This window comes from Glaciecola petra, assembly GCF_031846345.1.
Lineage (GTDB): Bacteria > Pseudomonadota > Gammaproteobacteria > Enterobacterales > Alteromonadaceae > Glaciecola > Glaciecola petra.
In genome coordinates, this window is record NZ_JAVRHX010000001.1 from 625,862 (window position 1) to 637,897 (window position 12,036).

Genomic DNA, 12,036 nt, shown 5'->3' on the forward strand with positions numbered 1-12,036 from the left:
GATGATTCTGGTTTTTATAATTAATATTGATTAAAGAGTTCACGTGGTGAAAGCAGGAGTAGTATTTTGATCATAGGGAATGGACTAATAGCCAGAGCTTTTGATTCATATGTGGCCGACCAAGATGTGGTCGTATTTGCTTCAGGCGTATCAAACTCACTATGCAGAGAACCTTCGGAATTTGATCGTGAGTGGCGTTTACTCAAAGACGTTGTTAATGCACACCCAAATATAAAGTTTGTCTATTTCAGTACTTGCAGCATCGCTGATCAAGACCGACAAAACACCCCATATGTGACGCATAAATTAGAAGTTGAAGAATTTATTAAACGTCACTGTTCAGACTATTTGATTATAAGATTGCCCGCGGTGATAGGCAAAAGTAATGCTGCAACTACTTTACCTTTTGTTTTTGCTGAAAAAATAAGACAGGGTGAGGAATTCTGCGTTTGGGCGAATGCTGTGCGTTATCCTGTAGATATTGATGATGTCTTTAAAATCACTGATGCCTTTATAAAAGATATTAGTCTCAAAAATAAGTGCTTAAACATTGCCTCGTATCCGTACAAAGTCACTGAAATCGTAAGCATAATTGAAAGGATACAAAGGAAAAAGGCCAATTTTGAGGTGATAGATAAGGGTGGTAGTTATCCACTCGATTTGGAACAATGCTACGAAAAATGCCGAGAGTTAGCCATTGACATTGATTATTTCTATCTGGAAAAAGTCTTTCGCAAGTATTTGCCTACGCTAGCGCAAGAGTACACAAAATTGCCAACCTTACCTGCCGCAGTAGGGGGCAAAAAGATAAGAGCAAATGATAAAAACATTCTATTCGGTGCGCCCGTCATTACTGAATCTGATATTCAATCAGTCAACGACTGTTTGCGTAGTCGTTGGATTGGCAAAGGTGCACTTACTCGGCAGTTTGAACAAAAGTTTGCTGCATTTAAAGAGACTCATGACGCTGTAGCTGTAAACAGTTGTACTGCAGGTATTCATTTGGCACTATTGGTGTTAGGCGTGCGAGATGGCGATGAAGTAATACTACCGACAATGACCTTTTGTGCTACTGCGCAAGCTGTGGAGTATGTAGGAGCATCACCAGTATTTGTAGATTGTGATCCGAGCAGTTACAACATTTCGGCGGCGCTGATAGCGCCGCATATTACAGAAAAAACATCAGCTATCATTGTGGTTCATATCGCAGGCCGAACTGTTGATATGGGGCCTATTATGGCTTTAGCAAAGCAACATTCATTGGTTGTCATAGAAGATTGCGCTCATGCTTTAGAAACACGCTATAAAGATAAACACGTTGGCCTAATAGGTGATGCAGGTTGTTTCAGTTTTTATGCAACAAAAAGCATTACTACGGGCGATGGCGGCATGGTGGTTATGAACGACCCGTCAAAATTGGCCAAGTTAAGGTTGTTTTCTAATCATGGTATGACGAGCGACGCATGGGCAAGAGTAAATAGTAACAAAACTAGCTATCAAGTGGTTAGCCCAGGCTTTAAGTACAATATGACAGACATGGAAGCTTCTTTGGGATTATCGCAATTTACCCAAATAAAAGATAAATGGCAGCGACGCAGAGATATTTGGTATTTATATCACCGTTACTTACAAAACTTACCAATCATTCTGCCTGAACTACCCACAAATGATGATGAAATGGGATTCCATCTATTTTCGATAGTGTTGCAAGACAAGGTGACAATAGACGCAGTAGCGTTTATGAAGGCATTAAAATACGAGATGATAGGCACTGGTGTACATTATCAACCCTTGCATTCTCATCCATATTTTGCTGCAAAATATAAGGTCGACAAACGAAATTATCCGCATGCTAATGCAATGGAATCGCGATTATTTTCTTTACCGATGAATACAGATTTAACAGACTTGGATATTAAGAAAATTTGTGATGTAGTTATCCAAACTTTAGCTTATTTTAGTCCGATTGAAGTGCCCCAAAAAACCAAAATAGGAATTAGCCAATAATGTACCAGAAGTTTTCGACAACCCTCATTAAACGCTTCATCATGATGGGTATATGCATAATCTGTGGAGTGGTTTTAAGTGCATGTACAACATCAAAAACCGTCGATGAAGAATTGCTCGCGCCGCCTGAGATAATTAAGGCAAAAGGTCGCTATAAAAAAGAATATATCATTGTTCCAGGTGATAGTTTTGAAGTGTCTATCTGGCAGGTACCAGAATTATCAAGAGTCGTCACAGTCAGACCTGATGGTTATATTTCACTCCCTACAGAAAGCCAAATTCCCGCTAGTGGCAAGACATTCAGTGAACTAGAAAAAGACTTAACTTTGCGTTTTTCTAGCCGTTTGAAAGATCCAAAAATTACGCTTTTAGCTCAGAAAATTAGAGAAAATATGGTGTATGTTATTGGTGATGTAAATATACCTAGGGCCATTCCTCTGCATCAGGCTAGTACAGTGATGGAAGCAGTGACTATAGCAGGTGGTCCAAAGCGTAGTGGTGGTCCAGACGATATTTCTATTATCCGATTGGGTGATGATGGAGTTTTACGTGCTATTCCAATCATGTCTAGCGAAGAGGGTCAGCCATCAGCTTATTTATCAATGACATTGGCTCAATTACAACCTGACGACATTATTTTTGTACCAGAGACTGGGCGAAGTGAAGTACTTAGGTTTCTCGATGACTTCATCGGCAGGCCGCTACAATATATCAACATAATAGGTAACACTGTGCTTAGTTATCGCATATTAGATGAAAATTTTTAAGAATACATTTAAATAATAGGAACTCAACATGAAAACAGTAATACTATGCGGAGGCAGAGGAACACGCGCTTATCCGTACACAGAACATTTCCCGAAACCGATGATGCCGATAAATGGAACACCAATCATTGTGCATTTAATGAAGGTGTTTGCAGCACAAGGATTTACTGAATTTGTCTTAGCAGCAGGTCATAAACAGGAACTTCTGATTGACTACTTTGATGGCCGTTTCCCCGATTGGGATATCCGCATAGTTGACACTGGTGATGATGCCGATACAGGGCAAAGAATCGCGCGTTGTGGGTCATTTGTTGGCGACAAATTTTTTGCTACCTATGGCGATGGTTTAGGAAATGTTGATTTACATAAATTACTAGAGAACCATAATAAGTCAGAACGCTTAGCCACATTAACAACCGTTCCGTTGCGCGCTCAATACGGATTAGTTGTGTACGATGAAGATTGCAAAGTGCAACGATTTGAAGAAAAGCCATTGGTAGATAACTATTGGATAAACGCGGGTTTTATGGTTTTTGAGCATAAAGCGCTATTTGACTGGCAAGGAAAAAACCTAGAACAAGAAGTATTGCCTTATTTTGCTGAAAAAGAACAATTATATGTAAGTAAGCATAGAGGTTTTTGGAAATCGATGGATACAAGTAAAGATCAGTCTGAACTGGAAGATTTGTTGATTGATGGGAGAGCACCATGGCAAATTCCACAGCAAAATGAGTCAAACGACTGATTTAGGAGATTGTGTGATGTACTTCACAAGTATTGTGATCCCTACTTATAACCGTGCTCATTTAATAGCGAACTCTATTCCTATACTTATGAATTTGGCAAGCTCTGAAAATAGCGGATACGAAGTTATTTTTGTGAGCAATGGTTCTAGCGATAATACTAATGAAGTACTGCAAGGGTTTGCAAATCAATTTGATAATTTTTCATTTTATGAAATTCCTCCCAGTGGCGGGCCTGCAGCTCCGAGAAACAAAGGGATAAAAGAAGCCAATGGTGAAACGATTATTATTTTGGACGATGACGTCATACCCGACTCGAATATGTTGTTAGCGTATGAAGCTCATCATCGACGCTATCCTGAGCAAAATGAAGCGGTATTAGGTGTTGCATATGTGCCGGAAGAAGTTAAGAGTAAGCCTGTGTCGCTGTTTCACGAGTTTGATTACAGTAACCTAACTGCCGATTGTCCAATTTGTTACACCTATTTTTGGACATGCAATATTTCGTTTAAGCGCGAATTTATGCTGAAGCACGGAATGTTTGAAGAATTACTGCTATATAATGAAGACATTCATTGCGGTCATCAATTGTCGAAAGCAGGCATGACTCTGAGGTTTGAAGAAAAAGCGCGAGGCAAGCACTTGCATCAGTTGCTATTAAAAGACATTCAAAAGAAAGGATGGTTTGTTGGTCTTTGGATTTGGGCAACATCAGAAACGTTACCAACACCTGAAGTGCTGGACCGATACGGTGTATTAAGTGTTGAAATTGGTGTCTTCGCTTATGCAAAAAGGCTAATCAAGCGTTTAGGGCTTAGATTACTTGATAACCCGATCACGTTCTTACTGTTAAAATGGATTGGAGCTGAGTCAGCAACCAGAAGTAAGGTTACAGACTTTTATTATTATCTTATCTATCGCCGCCAAATATTGTCTGGCTTTAGACATGCAAAAAAGGCTTTTTCGCGGGAGAAAAAATCTGGTAATAATCCTGATATAATTAAATTTGTGCGGGAGCTAGGGAACTAGATTAATTAAGGCGAGTATTATGAATGAATGCCAAGAAAGCAAGGATTATCGAATAAGCTTTGATTATACTTCGCTGTTTTTAACAACCCCAACCAGAATACTCTTTGTATTTTCTATCATCTTACTCTTTCATGCTAAATCGTACGCTAGTACCTTATTTGAGAATACAACCGTTGCTGCAGGTCTCAATAATTACATTGCTGATAGTGGCGATATTCATGGGCCAGGCGCTGTTTTTACCGATGTAAACAATGATAGTCTTCCCGATTTATATTTATTAAAAGGCGACAATGCAGGCAGTTTGTCAACCCCGAACGAGCTTTATTTAAATGACGGTCAAGGCGGCTTCTATCGCCCTGATAACGACGCGGGAGCAGCAGATCAAGGATCGGCAACTGGAGCAATTGCTGCCGATTATGATAACGACGGTGATGTTGACTTGTATATTCTCAATTTCAATGGCCCAAATGTACTTTTGCAAAACCAACTTTCTGAGACTGGCAATCTAGCATTTATCGATTTCACCAATTCAACGAATCCCCAAGATATAAGCAATAATCAATTTGGCTTGGCCACAGCCACGCATCAAAGTTTGACTTATGGCGCGATGGTTTTAGATAACACCTTAACTGCCGCTTGGGCTGACGTTGACAGAGATGGAGACCTTGATTTATTTGTAGGGAATCATGATTCTTTTTGTTTAGCGGGCGACGCTGAAGGGCCTAGTGGATTGCCAGGGCAAAGAGATATTTTTTACAGGAACAATGGTGATGGCACATTTAGTGATCAAACAGTCGCTTTTGATGTTAATGGATATGAGACCGTAACAGGCGAAACTATCACGTCTGGACAGCATTTTAGTTCATCTAACGCGATAATTTTTGCCGATTTTGATAACGATAGATGGCCCGATTTATTAGTGACTAACAAAGTGGGCGGAATCGACGACCGCAATATGCTTTATCGAAACTTAGGTGAGGATGCCATAGGCACATGGCTTGGTTTTGAATTAATCAGTTATAAAATGAGCAAAGCGTTTGGATACAATAGTGGTTCGGCAATGGGTGTTGACGTAGGAGACCCAGATAATGATGGTGATCTCGATATTTACATTACAGAAGCCAGTGCCCTAGGGCCAAATGCTATTGGGCGGAATGATTATTGGATAAATCAATACAGTGAAACCGGCGAGCTGTCTTTTGTATATAGCGCTGATATGCCATCCGCTTTTTCTTGGGGGGTGCAATGGCAAGACTTTGATTTGGATGGACGACAAGACCTTTATGTTGCGAGTCATAATAGCCTGACAGATAATTTGTATTTAAATACGCCGTCTGGATTTACAGAAGCAGGTGAAAGCGCAGGTATTGCACAGAATAAAAATTCTAGGTCAGCGGTAAGTGCTGATTATGATCGTGATGGTTGGCCAGATGTGTTTGTAGTCAATAAATCAGACTCGTCAGCCTTATATCGAAATAATAGCTCAGTACAGACTCAACATAATTATTTGGTGTTAGCCCTTGAGGGTGATCCTTCTCTGCCTGGCCCTTATAAAAGTAACCGCAGTGCGATAGGTGCTCGGGCGACAATCATGGCTGATTTAGACAATAATGGCACAATAGACCCAGAAGAATTCCAAATTCGAGAAGTGCGCGCTGGCTCAAGTAGTGCAGGCAGCACGGCAAGCTTAGAATTAGAGTTTGGACTTGGTTCAGCGCAAAGTGCGCAAGTAGAAATAGCTTGGCCGAGCGGCAGAATTACTCAAATTAAGGTGCCTACTAATCAACATTTACAGATAAAAGAGCAAGTTGAATCAGGTGAGCGGATCACTAATGGCGATTTTGAAGATAGCGATAAGGATTGGACAACTATTGTCGCTGGTGGCGCCGAAGCTGAATGGCAAGTTGCACTTGACCAAGATTTAAACACGATTATGACCGTCGACGTTGATAGCAATAACAACCAGCCTTGGCAGGTGATGTTGCAACAAAGCAATGTATCTCTTCAAGTTAATCGTAACTACCGTCTTACTTTTAAGGCCAGATCCAATATCGCAAATACAGGTATGTTTTTATTGGTAGGGCAAAACTACGCTCCTTTTCAACCAACGGGTTTAAATAAATATATTGGTCTTGATACGCAATGGCAGACATACAATATCGATTTTAAATCTCCTGTTAACGATTTGAATTCTAGGTTAGGATTTTTACTTGGCTTTGGTGATTCACGACTTGTTTCAATCGACGATATATCTCTGCAGGCATTGCCTATTGAATACCAAAGCAGTGAATTGTTAATAAACGGTGATTTCGAAAGTCCCAATAATGCTTTCAATGCATTAGCCTTGGGTGCTGCGAGTGATGTAAGCGTTGATTTTAATGCGACTTCTAATAGGCAGGGAAAAGCGGCATCAATTTCTATGGGCGATGGAGGCCAACAAGCTTGGGAAGTGCAATTTGGACAACAGGATTTTGACATAATAGCGGGTCAGAAATACGTGCTTAAATTTGGCGCTAAAGCTAGCGCACCAGGCACAATAAGCAGTGCGCTCATGCAGCAAAATAGTCCATGGGCAAATCTCGGTCATTACGCTCAATATAATGTTGACGTTAATTGGCAAAGTTATGAAACTACATTTGAAGCAACTTCTAGCGAAGATCCCAGCAGGCTGGCCTTTCTACTAGGAGGTGAGGGCGCTCGTACGATTTGGTTCGACAGAATAAGCATCAAACCATGGGAGGCACCTCCCGAAACACTTATATCACCTGCAGAATTATTACCCAATGGGGGTTTTGAACAAGGTTTATCTGGATGGAGATTAGAAACCCTTGACCCTGTTTCGAACACGTGGAGCCTTGATCCAAGCATGTCATCTCAAGGCAGACAATCACTGAAAGCGACTATTATAAATAGCAGTGGTATCCCTTGGCATACTCAATTGATAAATGACGGACAATTTATTCAAGAAGGCAGAGAATATCGTATTTCGATAGATGTGAAATCAGATAAAGCGGGTTTTGCAATCCTCTCGGTCGATCAAGATCAAGCGCCATGGGCTAACTTGGGTTTGCGTCAAGCTCTGCCTTTAACTACAGAATGGCAAAGCTATGTTGTGACATTTCGTGCGACAGGTGATGACTTTGCTGCACGCTTATCATTGCAACTCAGTGCAGGTCAAACAGCGAGGAATGTGTGGATAGACAACGCTGGGGCTGCCGCTAGTTGCGGCGCAACCGTAATTGCAAGTACTAATCTTACGATTGTACAAGGTCAAGGCTCAGGGAATTACCAAGCCGGAGATGAAGTGCCTATAACTGCGTTGCCACCAGAAGAGGGCTATTTCTTTTCACATTGGACAAGTAATAATGGTGGTAGCTTTGCCGATGTTAATTCAGTTTCAACCAGTTTTACCATGCCTGAAGGTGTTGTGACATTAACAGCACACTTTTTACCAGGTGTGGCAGCTGATGCAAATGTCTCCAGCGCTCGCCGTTGGAATGAGGTCTTACTGCAAGCCATTCGCAATGACTTTGCAAGACCAACCGTGCACGCAAGAAATCTCTTTCACATATCAGCCGCCATGTACGATGCTTGGTCGGCATATGGAACAATTGAGACACCTTGGTTACTGGGTAAGACTCGCGCAGGAGTGAACTGTTCAGTAGACAGCTTTACACCACAAGAAAATGCACAAACATCTCGAAACGAAGCTATAAGCTATATGAGTTATCGTCTAATTCAACATCGCTTTGTTAATTCGCCTGGGGCAGAAAGAGTTGCCTTGGATACAGAAGCTATAATGAGTTATTACGGATATGATCCAGCAGTTGATACAATAGATGTAAGCTCTGGCTCTGCTGCTGCTTTGGGCAATTATTTGGCACAGTGTTATATCGATTTTGGTTTATCAGACAATGCTAACGAACAGAATGATTATGCAAATCTACATTACCAAACGGTCAATCCTGCCCTTGAACCTGAATTACCAGGAAACCCCTTTTTGTCTGATTTAAATCGCTGGCAGCCTCTCAAATTAGCTTTATCAATTGATCAATCAGGCAATGAAGTGAGTACTCAACCCGACTTTTTGAGTCCCGAATGGGGACAGGTCGTTCCATTTGCATTACGGCAGACAGATTTGAACGTGAATAATAGAGACGGCTTTGATTATTGGCTATATCATGATCCAAGCATGCCACCTCAAGTAGATTCCGGTACTTATAAATGGGCATTTTCGTTGGTATCCATTTGGTCTTCATATTTAGATCCATCAAATAATCAAGTTATCGATATTTCTCCGGCTAGCATTGGCAATACTCAGTTGTTACCAGCACAGTTTGATGAGTATGTTGATTATTATGACCTAAACAATGGTTTTGGTTTAAATCAAGGATATGTCGTAAACCCTAAAACAGGTGCACCGTATACACCCGAATATGTGCCCGTTGGAGATTATACGCGTGTGCTTGCTGAATACTGGGCAGACGGGCCTGATTCGGAAACGCCTCCTGGCCACTGGTTTGTTATATTGAATTCAGTGACTGAGCACCCTCTTTTAGAGCGTAAATGGAACGGTGCAGGAGTTGAATTATCAAATTTAGAATGGGATGTAAAAAGCTACTTTGTGTTAGGAGGAGCTATGCACGATTCTGCTATTGCCGCATGGGGAGCCAAGGGTTGGTATGATTATATAAGGCCTATAAGCGCAATCCGAGGAATGGCAGACTTAGGGCAGAGCTCAGATTTTCTTTTGCCCTCATGGCATCCTAATGGGATTTCTTTAGAACCAGGCATGATTGAGTTAGTTGGTATTGATGATCCACTCGCAGGTGAGTTAGGTGAACATATTAATAAAATTAAAGTGTTTGCGTGGCGTGGTCCAGACTATGTTGACGATCCGCTCACTGATGTCGCTGGAGTGGGATGGATTTTGGCAGAAAATTGGTGGCCTTATCAACGCCCTAGTTTTGTAACTCCGCCATTTGCAGGTTATGTTTCTGGGCATTCTACGTTTTCAAGAGCGGCTGCTGAAGTGATGAGTTTAATAACGGGGGACGAATATTTTCCGGGCGGCCTAAGCACGCTCACCATACCTCAGGATAATTTCTTAGTATTTGAAAAAGGGCCTAGCGTATCATTCTCTTTGCAGTGGGCGCGTTATCAAGACGCGGCAGATCAATCTGCTTTGTCACGAATATGGGGCGGAATACACCCACCTATTGACGATATTCCCGGCCGACTAATGGGCAAGGAAATAGGCATAGATGCATTCGACAACGCTCAATTGTATTTAAATGGCGCAGTTGAATAACTGTATTACGCTTTTAGTTTATTTGGTTTAGTGTGTCGTATATTTGTTGCGACATGCTCTTCTGATTGCTGCCGAATAAAAAACGTATACTGATGCCTGGTGCCCAAGGGAAGATCTGTACGCCTTCTCTAAATCCAACGTTTACACCGCTTAAGTTAAAGTTGTTTGCAACAGGTACAAATATTCCACCCACACGTTCATTATTGATAACTTGGCTATGGTTAACCAGTTCGCCCATAATTACCGGGTAATGATTTGGCAGATAAGCACTTGGTCCTAAAGTATTGACTAGAGCTCCAAAATTGGTAATAAACGAAGAGCAACTAAGTAATACTTCTTGTTGAGTACTGCCGCATGCACTATGAAGGGGTACAACGCCATCGCCTAATCCAAGCACAAAATTATTACCAATCTCGTTGGGGGCAGTCCCAACAAAGCGCAAGCGAGGAACTGTTTGTGCTTGTTGAGCGATATTTCTGGCATCAACAGGTCGTAAATCATTTATAACGCCTAGCGTTGCTGGGGTTGGGGTAAAGCCTAAAAACAAGGAAACCACAAAGCTCAAAATGGGGTTAGTTGATTGACCTAGTGCAACGGTAGTAGCAGCGTCTGCTAGTTCAGTGCCACCACCTGCTCCAGCCATATCTAATACCAGTAATATTTTTACCCTATTACCACTAATACCCCATTGACCGAGCCTAGATATGGCATCCCTAAGAACTAAATCACCTGCTGAGTGGGTAACAAAAATACAGCCCTCTTGGCAAAGTCCACTTTGACTAATATCTTCAAAATGACGTCTAAATTGATTTTTAATTTCACCTGCGACTCGTTCACTGCTTGGCCAATAGAAGTGCTTACTTGCTTTGTCACTCCAGAACTCTCCAAAGTAGGCGATTGAGCGCTCAAGTAAAACTTGCTCTGAAGACGCAGGGTTTGCTAATTCATCAGTGTCGAAGCCATGCACCAATATCACTGGTTTCCCAGCAATATTGGCAAATGTATTAGCGCTAATAAGTAGTAAAAGAATCATAGCGAAACGAAGTTTGTTCATAAATATCTCTCTTAATTTTATTAGCCTAGATATATGGTCTAAGACATTTTAATTTACATCAGCTGTTTGGTTTAACGTATCAAACACGTGCTGTGACATTGGTTTTTCATCACTATTTACCAAATAGCGTACGCCTAATCCTTGTGAAAAGTCAAACACGTTGACGGCTTCATTAAAGTTAACGTCAAAGCCATTAATATCGACGTTGTTGACTACAGGAACATAAAACCCGCCCACGCGGTCAGCGTTAATCACTTGGCTATGGTCAACTCTTTCGCCCATTAGCACAGGAAAATGATTGAACAAAAAACCACTTGGACCAATATCTGGCGCATTCGTATTGGTTAAGATTACGCCATAATTTGTTAACTCAGACGCGCAGCTGTATATTGTTTGTTGACTGCTTGCGCCACAAGCGCTATGCAGCGGCACTACGCCGTCTCCCAAACCTCTCAAAAACCCATCTCCTGCACCTTCGCCCGTTCCAACAAATCGCAGTCGAGGTATGGCTTGAGCCTGTTGCGCGATATCTCTAGCGTTAGATGGTCTTAGGTCATGTAATACGCCCAAATTATTGGGTGTTGGTATAAAGCCAATGTATAAAGAAACAGCGGCTGTTACAGGAAGTGGCAAGATAAATGTGCCGTATGAAACAACTAAGGCTAAATCGGCAAGTTCAGTACCGCCACCTGCTCCAGCCATGTCTAGCACGGTTAGAATTTTTACTCTATTAGGATTAATGTCCCACTGACCCAAACGTGATATTGCGTCTCTAAGGACTAGGTCCCCAGTTGAGTGAGTGACAAAGACACACCCCTCTTGACATAAACCACTCTCTTCTATCTCTTGGAAATGCCTGCGCATTTGGTTTTTAATCTTACCCGAGACACGCTCACTACTGGACCAGTAAAAATGTCTATCAGCTCTGCTCGTCCAAAAATCATTAAAATAATCTTCAGACCGTCTTAATAAAACGGAATCAGAATTGGTTGGATTACTTAGGTCTTCACTGTCGAAACCATGGACTAAAATCACAGGTTTACCCGCTAATTCAGCATATGAAGTTGCACTGAATATGCATAGTAAAGCGATTAATAATTGACGCGATATTGTTTTTATTTTCAT

7 protein-coding genes are annotated in these 12,036 nt (G+C 41.5%); 5 read left to right on the plus strand and 2 right to left on the minus strand.

Annotation, left to right across the window (positions count from 1 at the left end):
• Nucleotides 1-66: 66 nt before the first annotated feature.
• The 5 genes from RM552_RS02775 to RM552_RS02795 are packed head-to-tail and all read left to right on the plus strand — an operon-like array spanning nt 67 to nt 9,857.
• The gene (locus RM552_RS02775; RefSeq protein WP_311367268.1) at nt 67-2,007 is read left to right on the plus strand and encodes an aminotransferase class I/II-fold pyridoxal phosphate-dependent enzyme; all 1,941 of its coding nucleotides are present in this window, start codon (nt 67-69) and stop codon (nt 2,005-2,007) included.
• Nucleotides 2,007-2,774 carry a polysaccharide biosynthesis/export family protein gene (locus RM552_RS02780; protein WP_311367269.1) on the plus strand — a complete coding sequence of 256 codons (768 nt, stop codon included), beginning with the start codon at nt 2,007-2,009 and terminating at the stop codon, nt 2,772-2,774. Before RM552_RS02775 ends, RM552_RS02780 begins: the two co-directional genes overlap by 1 nt.
• Nucleotides 2,775-2,802: 28 nt before the next feature.
• Nucleotides 2,803-3,519, plus strand: coding sequence for a sugar phosphate nucleotidyltransferase (locus tag RM552_RS02785; RefSeq protein ID WP_311367270.1), 717 nt, complete (start codon nt 2,803-2,805; stop codon nt 3,517-3,519).
• Nucleotides 3,520-3,535: 16 nt separating this feature from the next.
• Entirely contained in the window at nt 3,536-4,546 is a 1,011-nt protein-coding gene (locus tag RM552_RS02790; protein WP_311368261.1) for a glycosyltransferase family 2 protein, read from the plus strand.
• Between the two features lie 19 nt (nt 4,547-4,565).
• Nucleotides 4,566-9,857 (plus strand): carbohydrate binding domain-containing protein, encoded by a 5,292-nt coding sequence (locus tag RM552_RS02795; protein WP_311367271.1) that lies wholly within the window; start codon nt 4,566-4,568, stop codon nt 9,855-9,857.
• A gap of 13 nt (nt 9,858-9,870) precedes the next feature.
• On the opposite strand, the gene RM552_RS02800 is transcribed toward RM552_RS02795, so the two are convergent.
• Entirely contained in the window at nt 9,871-10,911 is a 1,041-nt protein-coding gene (locus tag RM552_RS02800; protein WP_311367272.1) for a hypothetical protein, read from the minus strand.
• A gap of 48 nt (nt 10,912-10,959) precedes the next feature.
• Entirely contained in the window at nt 10,960-12,036 is a 1,077-nt protein-coding gene (locus RM552_RS02805) for a hypothetical protein (RefSeq protein ID WP_311367273.1), read from the minus strand.

Coding starts and splice junctions, on each gene's coding strand:
- RM552_RS02800 (WP_311367272.1), bottom strand. CDS start 10,911: ATGAACAAACTTCGTTTCGCTATGATTCTTTTACTACTTATTAGCGCT.
- RM552_RS02780 (WP_311367269.1), top strand. CDS start 2,007: ATGTACCAGAAGTTTTCGACAACCCTCATTAAACGCTTCATCATGATG.
- RM552_RS02805 (WP_311367273.1), bottom strand. CDS start 12,036: ATGAAAATAAAAACAATATCGCGTCAATTATTAATCGCTTTACTATGC.
- RM552_RS02790 (WP_311368261.1), top strand. CDS start 3,536: ATGTACTTCACAAGTATTGTGATCCCTACTTATAACCGTGCTCATTTA.
- RM552_RS02785 (WP_311367270.1), top strand. CDS start 2,803: ATGAAAACAGTAATACTATGCGGAGGCAGAGGAACACGCGCTTATCCG.
- RM552_RS02795 (WP_311367271.1), top strand. CDS start 4,566: ATGAATGAATGCCAAGAAAGCAAGGATTATCGAATAAGCTTTGATTAT.